At 47.1% G+C, this 13,909-nt stretch carries 14 protein-coding genes and 1 riboswitch; of the genes, 9 read left to right on the top strand and 5 right to left on the bottom strand.

Annotated features, from left to right (window positions below):
- Positions 1-209: 209 nt before the first annotated feature.
- Positions 210-2,300, top strand: a complete 2,091-nt coding sequence (locus tag PP175_RS13585; protein WP_272438893.1) for a thioredoxin domain-containing protein — start codon at positions 210-212, stop codon at positions 2,298-2,300.
- A 77-nt stretch (positions 2,301-2,377) separates the two neighbouring features.
- Here the strand turns inward: PP175_RS13585 and hxlB are convergent, their stop codons facing one another.
- From hxlB to PP175_RS13570, 3 genes are all read right to left on the bottom strand, one after another.
- On the bottom strand, positions 2,378-2,935 hold the full coding sequence (gene hxlB / locus PP175_RS13580) for a 6-phospho-3-hexuloisomerase (protein ID WP_272438892.1): 558 nt from the start codon (positions 2,933-2,935) through the stop codon (positions 2,378-2,380).
- 8 nt (positions 2,936-2,943) lie between these two features.
- The gene (hxlA, locus tag PP175_RS13575; protein WP_272438891.1) at positions 2,944-3,576 is read right to left on the bottom strand and encodes a 3-hexulose-6-phosphate synthase; all 633 of its coding nucleotides are present in this window, start codon (positions 3,574-3,576) and stop codon (positions 2,944-2,946) included.
- A gap of 342 nt (positions 3,577-3,918) precedes the next feature.
- The gene (locus PP175_RS13570) at positions 3,919-4,290 is read right to left on the bottom strand and encodes a winged helix-turn-helix transcriptional regulator (protein WP_272438890.1); all 372 of its coding nucleotides are present in this window, start codon (positions 4,288-4,290) and stop codon (positions 3,919-3,921) included.
- Between the two features lie 277 nt (positions 4,291-4,567).
- On the opposite strand from PP175_RS13570, the gene PP175_RS13565 reads away from it, so the two are divergent.
- Positions 4,568-5,440: a DUF1002 domain-containing protein gene (locus PP175_RS13565; protein WP_272438889.1), complete on the top strand. Its 873-nt coding sequence runs from the start codon at positions 4,568-4,570 to the stop codon at positions 5,438-5,440.
- 101 nt (positions 5,441-5,541) lie between these two features.
- On the opposite strand, the gene PP175_RS13560 is transcribed toward PP175_RS13565, so the two are convergent.
- Complete coding sequence (locus tag PP175_RS13560) at positions 5,542-6,837, bottom strand: homoserine dehydrogenase (protein ID WP_272438888.1); 1,296 nt, start codon at positions 6,835-6,837, stop codon at positions 5,542-5,544.
- Positions 6,838-6,928: 91 nt separating this feature from the next.
- Positions 6,929-7,033: riboswitch (SAM riboswitch) on the bottom strand.
- Between the two features lie 283 nt (positions 7,034-7,316).
- Here PP175_RS13560 and PP175_RS13555 point away from each other — a divergent pair.
- From PP175_RS13555 to PP175_RS13545, 3 genes are all read left to right on the top strand, one after another.
- Positions 7,317-7,904, top strand: coding sequence for a non-ribosomal peptide synthetase module (locus tag PP175_RS13555; protein WP_272438887.1), 588 nt, complete (start codon positions 7,317-7,319; stop codon positions 7,902-7,904).
- A gap of 188 nt (positions 7,905-8,092) precedes the next feature.
- Positions 8,093-8,494, top strand: coding sequence for an adenosylmethionine decarboxylase (gene speD / locus PP175_RS13550; RefSeq protein ID WP_272438886.1), 402 nt, complete (start codon positions 8,093-8,095; stop codon positions 8,492-8,494).
- A 179-nt stretch (positions 8,495-8,673) separates the two neighbouring features.
- A complete protein-coding gene (locus tag PP175_RS13545) occupies positions 8,674-9,963 on the top strand; it encodes an acetyl-CoA hydrolase/transferase family protein (protein WP_272438885.1) in 1,290 nt (429 codons plus the stop codon).
- Positions 9,964-10,042: 79 nt separating this feature from the next.
- Here the strand turns inward: PP175_RS13545 and PP175_RS13540 are convergent, their stop codons facing one another.
- Complete coding sequence (locus PP175_RS13540) at positions 10,043-10,291, bottom strand: hypothetical protein (protein ID WP_272438884.1); 249 nt, start codon at positions 10,289-10,291, stop codon at positions 10,043-10,045.
- 129 nt (positions 10,292-10,420) lie between these two features.
- Between PP175_RS13540 and PP175_RS13535 the strand changes: the two genes are divergently transcribed.
- The 4 genes from PP175_RS13535 (at position 10,421) to ispG (ending at position 13,849) form a co-directional block, all read left to right on the top strand.
- The gene (locus PP175_RS13535) at positions 10,421-10,939 is read left to right on the top strand and encodes a D-glycero-alpha-D-manno-heptose-1,7-bisphosphate 7-phosphatase (RefSeq protein ID WP_272438883.1); all 519 of its coding nucleotides are present in this window, start codon (positions 10,421-10,423) and stop codon (positions 10,937-10,939) included.
- Between the two features lie 114 nt (positions 10,940-11,053).
- The gene (locus PP175_RS13530) at positions 11,054-11,251 is read left to right on the top strand and encodes a hypothetical protein (RefSeq protein WP_272438882.1); all 198 of its coding nucleotides are present in this window, start codon (positions 11,054-11,056) and stop codon (positions 11,249-11,251) included.
- Between the two features lie 26 nt (positions 11,252-11,277).
- Positions 11,278-12,660, top strand: coding sequence for a class II fumarate hydratase (locus PP175_RS13525; RefSeq protein ID WP_272438881.1), 1,383 nt, complete (start codon positions 11,278-11,280; stop codon positions 12,658-12,660).
- Between the two features lie 85 nt (positions 12,661-12,745).
- Positions 12,746-13,849 carry a flavodoxin-dependent (E)-4-hydroxy-3-methylbut-2-enyl-diphosphate synthase gene (gene ispG, locus PP175_RS13520; protein WP_272438880.1) on the top strand — a complete coding sequence of 368 codons (1,104 nt, stop codon included), beginning with the start codon at positions 12,746-12,748 and terminating at the stop codon, positions 13,847-13,849.
- The last annotated feature ends 60 nt before the right edge of the window (positions 13,850-13,909 follow it).

Below are 13,909 nucleotides of genomic sequence, written 5' to 3'. Positions count from 1 at the left end.
AGAGATTTGCAAGAACTTATAACCAGATACAAAAGGAACGTTTGTTGAGGGAGGTATATGGAGACAAGGATGAATAATCCTTCATTTGTAACTAATGATTAGGCTATGTAGAAAAAATACTCGAACTACAGTTTAAAGTGAGAAACAGTGTAAAACTGATAATCATTGTGTATATACTAAGGGAAGATAATCCTGGTAGGAGGTACATAATGAGCACAAACCACGGGAACGCAAAAGCCAACCGTTTAGCGAATCAAAAATCACCTTACTTATTACAGCATGCCTACAACCCAGTAAACTGGTATCCGTGGGGAGAAGAGGCATTCCAAAAAGCACATGCGGAAAACAAGCCGATTTTCCTTTCAATCGGCTATTCAACATGCCATTGGTGCCATGTGATGGAGCGGGAAAGCTTCGAGGATGAAGAAGTAGCTGCACTGCTTAATGATAAATACGTTGCCATTAAAGTTGACCGCGAAGAGCGGCCAGATATTGACCATATTTACATGGAGGTGTGCCAGGCGCTCACAGGACAGGGAGGCTGGCCGCTTACGATCGTGATGACACCGGACAAAGAACCGTTTTTTGCAGGTACATACTTTCCGAAAGAAGACAGGTACGGCCGCGCAGGCCTTATGAATATCCTAAACCAGCTCCACAGCAAATGGGAGGAAGACCACGAGCGCGTCGTCAACACGGGAAGACAAATCACGAATGCGATTCAGGAGCACAGGAGCCAGAAGAGAGGAACTGGGGAACTATCAAAAGAGACGCTCACCAGAGCCTATGAGCAGTATAAAAGCACATTTGACCCCGAGTATGGCGGGTTTGGCACAGCTCCCAAGTTTCCATCGCCACACAACCTGGCCTTTTTACTGCGGCACTGGAAGCTGACAGGTGAGGCGCATGCGTTAGAGATGGTGGAAAAGACACTCGATGCGATGTACCTGGGCGGTATGTATGACCATGTCGGCGGGGGCTTCTCCAGATACTCGGTGGATGAGAAATGGCTTGTCCCGCACTTCGAGAAAATGCTGTACGACAACGGACTGCTTGCGATGGTTTATCTGGATGCCTATCAGGCAACAGGCAAAGAGGAATACGCTGAAGTAGCGGATGAGATTTTTACGTATGTGCTGCGCGATATGACCAACCCTGAAGGCGGATTCTATTCTGCAGAGGATGCCGATTCAGAAGGGGAAGAGGGAAAGTTTTACGTATGGCGTCCTGAAGAAGTGCTTAAGGTACTCGGTGATGAAGATGCAACCCGGTTCTGCCGGGTGTACGATATTACCGACTATGGCAATTTTGAACACCGCACAAGCATTCCCAACCTCGTCGGGAAATCATTAGAGGAGGCTGCACGGGAAGAAAATATGGAGCTGGGTGAGCTGCTGCAATTCCTGGAAAGATGCCGGGAAAAGCTTTTCGAGGTGAGAGAGAAGCGTGTGCACCCGCATAAAGATGATAAAATCCTTACCGCATGGAATGGCTTAATGATAGCAGCACTGGCGAGAGGTTCCGTTGTCCTTAAGGATCATACGTATTTAGAAGCCGCAGCAAAGGCGGTTCATTTTATCGGCAGCAAACTGCAGCGCGAAGACGGCCGCCTGCTTGCCCGGTACCGGGACGGGGAAGCCGCGTTTTTGGGTTATCTGGACGACTATGCTTTTATGATCTGGGGGCTGCTTGAACTGTATGAGGCAACATTTGAAGCCGACTATTTGATGCACGCCATGGAACTCCAGGAGCAGCAGTTTGAATTGTTCTGGGACAGACAAAACGGCGGTTTTTATTTCTACGGCAGTGACGCTGAGCAGCTGCTCTCCCGTCCGAAAGAGATGTACGATGGGGCCATGCCTTCTGGTAACTCGGTATCCGCCATGAATCTTGTAAGGCTGTCCCGTTTAACCGGCAATGAGGGCATTGCGCGGCTTGCCAATGAGCACATTGATTCTCTCGCCGGGGATGTATCCTTGTATCCGCAAGGGCACGCTCATTTCATGATGGCGGTCCAGTTCCTGTTTGGCCCGGCACAGGAAATCGTACTGGCTACTTCTTCAAATGAAGCTGCACAGGAAATGATTGAAGAAGTACGCGCGCATTTCCTGCCAAATACAGTAGTGACGCTGGTGTCAGGTGAGTCGAGGGAGAAGATCCTACTGCTTGCGCCAATGCTGGAAGATAAAACGGCCCGGGAAGATAAGGCAACCGCTTATGTATGTGAGAACTTTGCCTGCCAGGCCCCTGTAACGACAACAGAAGAATTGAGACAGCAGCTAAAAGTGCACGCCGATTAGCTGAGAAATAACAAAAATTAATAAAGAAGACCGCACTGTGCTTAATAAATCAGCACTATGCGGTCTTTTCTTTTGTTCTATTCGAGGTTAGCATGCCTGCCAAACATCGTCTCCGAGTTCATGCCCTTTTTCTCCATTAGCCGCAGGATTACCGCGTCGTAGAATAGCAGAAGAGTCTGCTCAAACAATGCGCCCATCGGCTGGATGGTTTTGTAATCACTTGCCGATTGGTCTTTCGGAGAGCCCGGAAGTTTAATGGCGATATCGGCTATTGCACCGATAGTCGATTCTGGGAAAATGGTAACCACAGCTACAATTCCGCCCAGGTTTTTTGCCTTTTGCGCCATCGGCACAAGGGTTTTCGTCTCACCTGAACCGGATCCGATGATCAGAACGTTACCTTTTTCAAGGTTGGGGGTAACGGTTTCGCCCACTACATACGCATCGAAGCCCATCTGCATCATGCGCATGGCGAACGCCCTGGACATCAAACCCGAACGGCCAGCGCCGGCCACAAAAATTTTGTTTGCTTCCAGAATGCGGCCGGCTAATTTTTCGGCTCCTTCATCCAGCATCAAATCCACTGTCCGGTTTAATTCTTTTACGATTTCAGCAAAATATTGAACTGTCTGCATAACAGGGATTAACCTTGCCTAATCATTTTTTGCATTTGAGCAGCAGTAGCTTGTTTGTCTTCCTTACCGGTGATGCCGCCGCCGACAATAACAAGATCCGGCTTGGCTTTAACGACTTCCGGCAGTGTTTCTAACTTAATGCCGCCAGCTACGGCAGTTTTTGCGTTTTTCACGACGCTCTTGATTTTTTTCAGATCTTCAAACGAATTTTGGCCCACCGCCTGCAGATCGTAACCTGTGTGCACACAGATGTAGTCAACGCCCATGGCATCCAGCTCTTTTGCTCTTCCTTCGATGTCTTTGATGCCAATCATGTCAACGAGGATTTTCTTCCCTTGCTTTTTCGCTTCATCCACAGCGCCCTTAATGGACATATCTTCAGCGGCTCCGAGTATGGTGATAATATCGGCGCCGGCTTCGGAAGCCTTCATAACCTCATATCCGGCCGCGTCCATAATTTTCAGGTCGGCGAGCACTTTTAAAGAGGGAAATTCTTGCTTGATTTCTTTAACAGCTTTAAGACCTTCATTAATAACAACCGGCGTACCGATTTCAACGATATCAATATAGTCCTCGACTTCTTTGACCAGTTTTTTTGCTTCTGGAATGTTTACAAGATCTAACGCTAATTGAAGTTCCATGAATGCTTCACTCCTCATGTTGTAATTGTTGATGTATCCCCGCCTGGCCTGACGCGAATGGACTCTTTGTCCAGGCAAGATTAACAAATCCGCCAAACAACGTTGCAGTACGTTGAGTTTTGTTAACCCACGTTTGATTTTAGGTCCAAGCGCTATAAAAGGGAAGTACGCACTTATAAGTGACGTAGTAACCAACAGGATACCGTGCAGCTATTAGCGAGGAATCGGCACAATGGATGCAAACAGCGCCTCATGTATAGGATTCCACCATGGGCGGCCAAAAAAACAGCGTGCAGCTCCTTTCCAGAAGGTTGCTGCACGCTGTATTCACCGCATATTCATTTATTTTACTTGACTGGATTTAATCCCTTGTCCATCATCCTGCATCACGGTTTCCATGTAATTTTTACCCCATTCATACATCGCATCAAGCACTGGCATTAAACTCTGTCCGTGTTCGGTCAGTGAATATTCCACTTTAGGAGGGACAACAGGGTACACTTCCCGGTGAACAATTTGATCTTCCTCCAGTTCCCGCAGATGATTGACCAGCATTTTCTGGGTAATATCGGGGATAAGTTTTTTCAGTTCATTAAACCGCTTTGTACCTGTTTTGCCTAGATGCCACAGAATAATCATTTTCCACTTCCCGCCGATAACGGAAAGAGTCAACTCTTTTTCACAATTAAACGTTTTATTCTGGAGACGTCCCATTCTTTTCACCTCTTTTTAACGTCCATAGTATATTTTTTTATACTATAGCATAATTACATCCGTAATGACTATTGAACATCATATGTAGCATATGGTCTTCTTTACAAAGTATAGAGAAGCCGGCAAGACACAGCCCATCTGCCGGCGGCAACCCTCACACATTGATAATGGCTTGGGAAATATATCCGGTCTAGAGGAGGAGGTCAAACGGTTTCCGGTGTGCTATAATCGGAATGGATTAAACCTAACTAGAAGAAATTGGAGGAGGAGAAACAAAATGCGCAAGCTGCTTGTAGCGGTGCTTTTCGTTTTTCTGTCAACGAGCGTTGGCGTGGTGTACGCTGACGCGGTACCGGGGGATACGGTGATTACCCTGGGGAATGACTTAAATTCAGCACAAAAAGAACAATTGGTAAATAAATTTAATGCACCTAATGCAAAGACGATTACGGTGACCAATCAGGAGGAGCATAAATATCTCGATGGTTTGTTGAGCCCGAGCGTCATCGGTTCCCGTTCCATTTCCTCTGCCATGATTACGATTGCCGATGCGGGAAATGGCATTAAAGTGGACACGAATAATATAACGTGGGTGAGTAAGGCCATGTATGAGAACGCCTTGGCCACTGCAGGGGTAAAGGATGCCAATGTTAAAGTCGATGCACCGTTCCAAGTATCCGGAACGGCTGCACTGACGGGAATCATGAAGGCCTTTGAGGTGGCAACAGGCCAGAAGCTGGACGAGAACCGCAAACAGGTTGCCAGCGATGAGCTCGTAACGACCGCACAAATTGGGCAGGATATTGGAGATAAGCAAAAAGCGGCTGAACTGCTCACGCGCCTTAAGGCCGAGCTTTCCAAACAGTCTGCAAAGCTGTCCGATGACCAGCTTCGTGCCATGATTAAAAATGTCGCTAACCAGATGGGGCTTCAGCTTACCGATCAGGAAGTTGATTCACTTGTGAGCATCCTGCGCAAGATCCAGAACCTTAATATTGACTGGGGAAAAGTGCTTGATCAGGTGTCCAGCTACAAAGGGCAAATACAAGATTATTTAAATAACAACCCGGAAACGAAATCCATGGTGCAACAACTGCTGACCATGCTGAAAAATTTTATCGACCAGGTTCTTGGCTGGTTTAATAAGTAACTGCAAAACCCCCACCGCATTCAGGTGGGGGTTTTAGTATACCCTACATCATAAAAATGGTCATTTCATTGGAGGCTCCCTGGCACGTTTGTTGCTTTCATTTATACAAGAGCGGCAGACGCATAACTTTCAGCTTCTACAAGGGACTCATCCAATACCTCGCGGATGCTGACCTCTGCATGGAGGCGGGCAGCTTCCATCTGGATGGCATCCATCTCAGGTGAACTTATGATGGCGCCGACATACCCATGTCGCTCACCTGCATGGGTGTCCACTGCATGCAAGTACCCGGCCTGGGTGGACAAGAATGATAAAAGCTGCGTTTTACTATGTTCGTAATTTTCACTACTTAGACGGAATACTGCAGCAATGGATTCCTCGTTATCCGGCGAAGAAGAAACCAATTGGCCTTCTCCCTCAGGATGGGGCTCGAAGCGCAGCCCTCTTACCACATTCAGCAAATCTTCTACAATGGCGCTTCCTGTTGGCAGTGCGCCTGCTCCTTTACCGGTAAAAAATAAATCTCCCACAATATCCCCTGATACAAATACGCCATTAAATTCATCGCGGACAGCCGCAAGCGGGTGTGCAAATGGGATGAGAGCGGGGCGGACCCGGTTGTACAGGCCTTGCGGTGTCTTTTCCCCGGTGGCAATAAGTTTTGCGCGATAGCCAAGTTTTCCGTACAGCTGGATTTCCTCTTGTGTGATGGACGTGATGCCCTCGCAGCTAACATCTTTTTCTGCTGTCTCCACACCAAAACAGAGGCGGGAGATAATGCGGATTTTATTCAGTGCATCCAGGCCCTCAACATCGGAAGAAGGATTGGCCTCAGCGAAACCAAGCTCTTGGGCCCTTTTTAAAACAGCCTCATAGGACAGATTTTCTTCTTCCATCTTGGTCAGGATATAATTCGTGGTACCATTGAGAATCCCGTGTACACGGGTAACGTGATTGGCCTGCAAGAGGTGGTTGAGCGTGTTTAGAATCGGGATGCCGCCTCCGACACTTGCTTCATATAGTAACGAGACGCCTTTTTGTTCAGCCAATTTATGTAGGAAGTGACCTTCTTTCGCCAACAGATCTTTATTGGCTGAGATGAGATGACAGCCGTGTTCCAGAGCTTGTTTGCAGTAAGAAAATGCGGGATCCAGCCCGCCCATCGCATCGATCACAATGTCGGCATCATGTGAGAGGATTTCGTTAAAATCGGCTGTTAAAAGTGCTGGATTGACTTGTACACTTCGTACTTTGTGGAGGCTTTGGACAAGAATCCCTACCACTTCAAATTCGGCATTTACCTGACTGGCGATGCGTCTTTTATGGCTTTCCAGCACCCGGATGACACCGGATCCCACCGTTCCCAGACCTAATAAAGCTACTTTGTATTTCTTCATTATAAGAGCCTCCCATCGAAAATAATCAAAATACAAGCATATACAAAAAGCCCTTCTTCATAAGAAGAAGGGCCCGGCGTCCGTTTCCTTCTTCTTATCTGTACGATTATAAAAACCGTCAGGAATTAGCACCTTCCCACTAATGGGGGGTTGCCGGGCGTCATCGGGCCAGTCCCTCAGCCTCTCTCGATAAGAAGAGTCCTTTATTTAATTATTTAAAGTATACCGAATGAATGGAGGGGCTGTCAAATTTTTGGTATACTTGATGGGTATTCTAGGATATATGCTTGTCGTTTCAGATGGAAAAGTTAATTTTTTATAATATAACGTTCCCGTTTAAGATTCAATTGCCATTTTTAAAGTTTAAATTCAGATTGCTCCGTTTTTCTCTGTCTTTCAATGGCGTAAACCATTGGATATTGTTTATGGATTTTCGTTATAATAGAGTCAGCAGTAAAAAAATTATGGGAGAGATTTGTATGGCTCAACGAGTAGCCACCGAATACAAAAAAATGGTTCTTAAGCTGAACCCAGCGGAACTGCAGTCGTTTATCGATCTGTTTCAAGCGGCGGAATTTCAGACGGAGATAAGGATTTATGAGAACGGAGAAACAGAGATTGTCCTTACGGATAAAGAGACAAAAGTTCCTCTCTCTTTTAAACGAATGGGAAATCTCTATACGTTTGATGGAACCTGCACAATTTCGGATATGAAGCTTGCCAACCAGATGAGGATGGCGGTGAAGAAATTTAAAGGGACCGGGGTTGCGCATCGTTTTTACCCTACATACACCATGATTTATTATTATGGCGCGGGTAATGTTATGAAGATTGTGGAACGCAGAGGAACCGAGGACAAGGTTGTGTATCAATTTAAAGACACAGCCGGTGAACTTCAGCGCCTGTTTGAAAGATGCGGCGTCGAAGATGAAATCTCCTGGGTGCGTTTCTACATTGATCAGCTTCTCGATATGCGCAATGAAAGATACCATATGTCTCTGCCTACCGAAGAAATTGACCGCCAATTAAATAAACTCTCTCATCAACTTTTTGTATTAGAAGCATAAGATAAAATTGTGGAATGAACCCTGCACAAAAAAAGATTGCATCTTGTGTTTAAACATGTTATTTTCTTTTTTGTGATATAAATTAGGAACCAGGATTCACTCAAGGAAGTTTCTCCTCGAAATAAGTGAATGACGTAGGTCCTAGCGATAATCTTTACCAAAAATTTGCTAGGAGGGGGGCCGAAAGAATGGAATATTCAACTTTCGGAAGACATGTAGCAATTGATACTTGGGGTGTAGATTTTGAAAAACTCAACAATGCCGAATTACTTCAGCATCACATGGTAGAAGCTGCGGAAGCTTGCGGAGCAACGGTTTTATCTGTTCAGGCGAAACAGTTTGAGCCGCAGGGGGCAACCGTGCTTATAATGCTTTCGGAGAGTCATATTTCGATTCATACGTACCCTGAGAAAGGTTTTGCCGCCCTTGATTGCTACACATGCGGTGAGACAGTGGATCCTGAAGCTGCGATCGATTATATGGTAGGTATTCTTCAACCAAAGACTGTTTATGCACGGAAATTAATCCGCGGGGTCGGCGAGATGCAGGTTGTCGAATCAGAAGTGACCAGAGCGAAACAAAAAGCGTAAATATTGCGGAAAACCAATCCATCTTCCTGTACAGGAGGATGGATTTTTTGACGTTTTCTTCATAATATACTTATTGTGTTTGCGTCGTTCCGAAATTATGATGGAAACGAGAACCATCTGTGTTTGCATGGGATGGGATAGTTTGAGTAAAGATAACTCAAAGATAGGTGGAGGCCAGAATGAATCAGATTGTAAAATATGAGAACAAAAGAAAAACAGTGGAAGAGGTGCTTGATTTTATTCGGGATGGGGATGATTTAATTGTCCCGCTGGCCAACGGTGAACCTGTCGTGCTGCTTGATACGATTGAGGCGAACGCTGCCCGGTTGAATGGCGTGCGGATTCACCAGATGCATGCACTGAAAGAGCGCCGTTATATCTGGGGGGAGTACGGCGATCACCTTCGGCATGTTGCCTATTTTCTTAGTACAGCTTCCCGTAAAGCCTATCTTGCAGGAAAATGCGAGCTGGTACCCAATCACTTTCATGAAGTGCCGCGAATTCTAAGGGAAACGACCAAGACTTCGTTAATCCTGGCAAGCGCATCGCCTATCGATGAACATGGCTATTTCTCGCTGGGCACCGAAGCTGATTACGTTGCTTCGTTCATCGGCAAAGTGCCGTTTTTTCTGGAAATAAATAAAAATATGCCGCGCACGTTTGGCGCCAATCAAGTTCATATCAGTCAAGTCGCAGGCTATATAGAAGTGGATTACCCACTCCATGAGCAGAGGGAGCCGATCATCACGGAAACTGACCGGAAAATTGCGAGTTATGTGGCGGAACGCATTACAAACGGGGCAACCTTGCAGTGCGGAATTGGGGCCATCCCGAACGCCATCATCGGGTTTCTCGGCAACCATACAAATCTAGGCATTCACACAGAGCTTCTCACAGATGGAGTGGTTGAACTGGTTGAGCAAGGCGTGGTCAACGGTGTGGAGAAAGTGCTACACCCTGGAAAAATTGTGGCAACATTTGCTCTTGGGTCAAAAAAGCTGTATGACTTTTTGGATGAAAATACCGGTGTTGAAATGCAGCCGGTTGATTATGTGAATGATCCGCGCATCATCGGACAGGAAGACAATATGGTTTCGATTAATGCCACGACTGAAGTGGACTTTCTTGGCCAGTGCGCATCCGAAACGATTGCGGGCCGCTACTATAGCTCCACCGGCGGGCAAGCTGATTTCGCCCGCGGAGCCCGATTCGCGAAAAATGGCAAGGGATTCATCTGTCTGCATTCGACGACGAAAGATGAACAAATTTCGCGAATCCGTCCACAGCTTACACTCGGATCGGCCGTAACGACGTCCAAAAATGATGTGGACCATATCGTAACCGAGCATGGGGTGGCCTGCATGCGCGGCAAGAGTATTTCACAGCGTACGCGTGAGCTCCTTAACATCGCTCATCCCAAATTTAGGGGAGAGCTGGCGTTTGAAGCACGAAAGTTTGGCTTGATCTAACGAAGCAATTTTGAAAGGGTAAAAAAGCAGCCGCTGCGGGCTGCTTTTTTTGTCTTTAAGGGTATAGTAATCATGTGGGCTAAATTAAGCTTTTCATTTCAATATGGGCGTGATAGTAGCCATCTGAAGTAGGCTCGATCACAAGCCGCATTTCTCGGCTGTCCTTCATCATACGAATGGCTGTGAGGAGCTCTTCCTCAGAGAGACGCGAATTTTTCTCATGAGCAAGCCGCTCCAGCAGGTTGTCCTCTCGGTTATGCGCGGACGGCAGGCAATTACAATAGTACGTATAGACACCGCAGTCTTCACAATAGAAATGTTTATTCATCGTTTTTACCCCTTCCTATGGTTCTGCTTGCAGTCTACTTAAGCTTTTTCTATTATATCACCAAGCCCTGGGGCTATCATCAATTATGTAAGAACATTTTGTAAATTATTGTACAAGCGGAGGGATCCTATGAACAAGGCCTTTTTTCTTGACCGGGACGGGGTGATCAATGAAAATCCCCACCCCATAAACCATGTAGGCCAGTTTGTCTTTATGGAAGGTGCTTTGGACGCCATCCGGCGACTAGGTGAGCTCGGGTATGAAGTTTTTGTTGTAACGAATCAGGGAGGCGTGGGTCTTGGCTTCATGTCGCACCAGGCACTAGACGAAATTCACGCCTATATGCAAGAGCAGATAGAGCAAGCAGGGGGACGATTGACAGAAATTTGTGCATGCACCCACAAGCCTAAGGAGAAATGCAGGTGCCGAAAACCGGAAGCGGGCATGATCCTCGATTTGGCAAAGCGACACCGGATTGATTTGCGGAAAAGTTATATGGTCGGTGACTTTTACACGGACATCCAGGCGGGGCATAAAGCTGGTTTGAAAACCATTTATATTGGTAAAGAAGACTTGAAAGGAAAGAAGCCCCAGCCAGACTTCTTCGCCCGTTCACTTGCGGAAGCCATTGTATACGCGGACCACTAAATGAATAAACATACTGTATGCGGTGGAAAGGTAGGACTCACATTTTAAAGCTCGATCAACTAAAATAGAAAGAGCAGGGAAAATAGAAAAAATTGTGAATGGGGAGATGGAACGATGGCAGAAATGGAAGCTTTGTACGCACGCTATAACGATTTGCCGACCCAGGAGCTAGAGGATATTTTATATGATATTGAAGTATCCGCCGCGCTGACGCTTGGCATGAATACGTTTCTTGAAAGCCAGCATAAACAAGTACTGCGCAAAATTCTAACCGAGCGGGGAGTGGATGTAAATAAACTGCTCAGCGAATGAGCACCCGCACAATTGGAGGAGGACAAATGGGAAAATATCGCATTACACACGATACATTAGGAGAAGTAAATGTTCCGGAACAGGCGTATTACAGTGCACAGACACAGCGTGCAGTCGAGAATTTTCCAATAAGTGGCCTCCATTTGCCGTCGGCTTTTATTCGGGCACAGGGGATCATTAAATGGGCAGCCGCCAAAGCGAATACAGAGCTTGGTGAGCTTAAGGCGGATGTAGGAAAGGCGATTATGCAGGCAGCCGAAGAAGTAATGGAAGGCAGGCTGAACGGTGAGTTTGTGGTGGATGCTTTTCAGGCCGGGGCAGGCACCTCACAGAATATGAATGCCAACGAAGTAATTGCCAGCAGAGCCGCTGAATTGCTGGGGCTGCCAAGAGGTGACTACAGCAGGGTCCATCCGAATGACCACGTTAATATGGCACAATCAACAAACGATACGATTCATGTCGCAATCAATATTGCTGCCGCAGAAACGATCGAACGCCACTTGCTGCCGATCTATGACCGACTGTGCACGACGTTTGAGCAAAAAGCCGAAGAATTCCATGATGTCATTAAATCAGGGCGTACCCATCTGCAGGATGCTGTGCCCATGCGGCTCGGACAGGAATTTGGCGGATACGCAGCCACCTTGCGCGATAAATATAACAATCTGCTTCACGCCAAAGACACCTTGCTTGAGATTGGCCTCGGTGGCAACGCCGTTGGAACTGGCATTAATGCGCATCCCGAGTATGCAGAAAAGGCGATCGCCTACATAGCTGAACGGACAGGCTTAGCGTTTAAACCGGCCACACATCGCTTTATGTTTATGCAAAATACCCAGGCTGCCATACGCGTCAATGAAGCGCTCAAGGAAATTGCGCTCCATTTTATTAAGATAACCAGCGATCTGCGTCTGTTAAGCTCAGGGCCGCGCACGGGGCTCGCCGAGATTATTCTGCCTGCAGTGCAGCCGGGTTCGTCGATTATGCCGGGCAAAGTGAATCCTGTAATGCTAGAGATGATGTATATGATCTGCTCTCAGGTTATCGGAAACGCGGAGGCGATTACAGTGGCCGGTCTCGGCAGCCAGCTTGAAATTAACGTGATGATGCCTGTGGTTGCCCATAATCTCCTCCAGTCTATCACGATATTAGCAAATGGAATGAAGGTGCTGGATGAGCGCTGCATTGGCGGCATTACAGCTGACAAACAACGCTGCCGTGAATTAATGGAGAGGAGCCTGGCGCTGGCGACTTCACTGAATCCGCTGATTGGCTATGAAAAGGCGGCAGCCATTGCCAAAGAAGCCTTCAAAACCCATGAATCCATTGGGGAAGTCGCGCGAAGGACGAGCGATATTTCGGAAGAAGAGTTGCGTAATGCGCTAAATCCTGAGCGCCTTGTGTAGGATTGAGCCCACATAATCTCCAATCTGTGATAATATATAAATCGTAATAAATCTTGATGTTCCTTAAAAAAAGGAGATTATAACTATGTATCATCGCAAACAAACCCGGCCGGTTAAAGTTGGCAATCTCACAATTGGCGGAAGCGACACGGTCATTGTACAGAGCATGACAACGACGAAAACAGCAGACGTGAAGGCAACCGTGGAGCAGATCCACCGACTGGAAGAGGCTGGCTGCCAGATCGTTCGTGTCACCGTAAATAATATGGAGGCAGCCGAGGCGATTAAGGAAATTAAGAAGCAGATTTCCATTCCGCTCGTATCGGATATTCATTTTGACTATAAACTCGCGTTAAAGGCGATTGAAAATGGCATTGATAAAGTCCGCATTAATCCGGGGAATATCGGCCGCCGTGAAAAAGTAGAAGAAGTTGTAAAAGCTTGCAAAGCAAACGGCGTTCCGATCCGGATCGGCGTAAATGCCGGTTCGTTAGAAAAGCACCTGTTAGATAAGTATGGATATCCCACCGCAGATGCGATGGTGGAGAGCGCTCTGCACCATATCAGCATACTTGAAGACCTCGATTTCCACGATATCATTGTTTCGCTCAAAGCGTCGAATGTGCCGCTGGCCATCGAAGCCTACCAAAAAGCCGCTGAAGCATTCTCTTATCCGCTGCACCTTGGCATCACAGAAGCAGGCACGATTTTCTCCGGTACCATTAAGAGTGCGGCTGGACTGGGGACTCTGCTGGCGCAAGGAATCGGTTCTACCATGCGTGTCTCGCTGAGTGCGGATCCGGTTGAAGAGATTAAGGTGGCCCGCGAACTTCTTAAGACGTTTGGGCTGGCATCAGACGCGGCTACACTCATCTCGTGCCCGACATGTGGACGGATCGAAATTGACCTCATCTCGATTGCCAATGAGATTGAAGACTATCTCACCACCGTTAAGGCACCGATAAAGGTAGCTGTTCTGGGCTGCGCTGTAAACGGACCGGGTGAAGCGAGGGAAGCGGATATTGGAATCGCCGGTGCCCGTGGTGAAGGACTGCTGTTTAAACATGGCGAAATTGCCCGTAAAATCCCGGAAGCGGAGCTCGTAACCGAACTTAAAAAGGAAATTGACGAGCTGGCAGAAATCTACCGGCAAACCGGCGCCCTTCCTGGCCGACATGCTCATGTGTAGTAGGTATAGGTTCCATTTACGATAAGAAACAGAAGGAATCCCCTTCGTTAACAGTGATAA

Origin of the sequence: Aneurinibacillus sp. Ricciae_BoGa-3 (assembly GCF_028421645.1) — a bacterium.
Taxonomy (GTDB): domain Bacteria; phylum Bacillota; class Bacilli; order Aneurinibacillales; family Aneurinibacillaceae; genus Aneurinibacillus_B.
Note: the sequence above shows the minus strand (reverse complement) of the source record. Positions and strands in the feature narration are given on the sequence as shown.

What these genes read in the sequence shown, in the direction of transcription:
- PP175_RS13585 (WP_272438893.1), top strand. Translation starts at nt 210, where the DNA reads ATGAGCACAAACCACGGGAACGCAAAAGCCAACCGTTTAGCGAATCAA.
- hxlB (WP_272438892.1), bottom strand. Translation starts at nt 2,935, where the DNA reads ATGCAGACAGTTCAATATTTTGCTGAAATCGTAAAAGAATTAAACCGG.
- hxlA (WP_272438891.1), bottom strand. Translation starts at nt 3,576, where the DNA reads ATGGAACTTCAATTAGCGTTAGATCTTGTAAACATTCCAGAAGCAAAA.
- PP175_RS13570 (WP_272438890.1), bottom strand. Translation starts at nt 4,290, where the DNA reads ATGGGACGTCTCCAGAATAAAACGTTTAATTGTGAAAAAGAGTTGACT.
- PP175_RS13565 (WP_272438889.1), top strand. Translation starts at nt 4,568, where the DNA reads ATGCGCAAGCTGCTTGTAGCGGTGCTTTTCGTTTTTCTGTCAACGAGC.
- PP175_RS13560 (WP_272438888.1), bottom strand. Translation starts at nt 6,837, where the DNA reads ATGAAGAAATACAAAGTAGCTTTATTAGGTCTGGGAACGGTGGGATCC.
- PP175_RS13555 (WP_272438887.1), top strand. Translation starts at nt 7,317, where the DNA reads ATGGCTCAACGAGTAGCCACCGAATACAAAAAAATGGTTCTTAAGCTG.
- speD (WP_272438886.1), top strand. Translation starts at nt 8,093, where the DNA reads ATGGAATATTCAACTTTCGGAAGACATGTAGCAATTGATACTTGGGGT.
- PP175_RS13545 (WP_272438885.1), top strand. Translation starts at nt 8,674, where the DNA reads ATGAATCAGATTGTAAAATATGAGAACAAAAGAAAAACAGTGGAAGAG.
- PP175_RS13540 (WP_272438884.1), bottom strand. Translation starts at nt 10,291, where the DNA reads ATGAATAAACATTTCTATTGTGAAGACTGCGGTGTCTATACGTACTAT.
- PP175_RS13535 (WP_272438883.1), top strand. Translation starts at nt 10,421, where the DNA reads ATGAACAAGGCCTTTTTTCTTGACCGGGACGGGGTGATCAATGAAAAT.
- PP175_RS13530 (WP_272438882.1), top strand. Translation starts at nt 11,054, where the DNA reads ATGGCAGAAATGGAAGCTTTGTACGCACGCTATAACGATTTGCCGACC.
- PP175_RS13525 (WP_272438881.1), top strand. Translation starts at nt 11,278, where the DNA reads ATGGGAAAATATCGCATTACACACGATACATTAGGAGAAGTAAATGTT.
- ispG (WP_272438880.1), top strand. Translation starts at nt 12,746, where the DNA reads ATGTATCATCGCAAACAAACCCGGCCGGTTAAAGTTGGCAATCTCACA.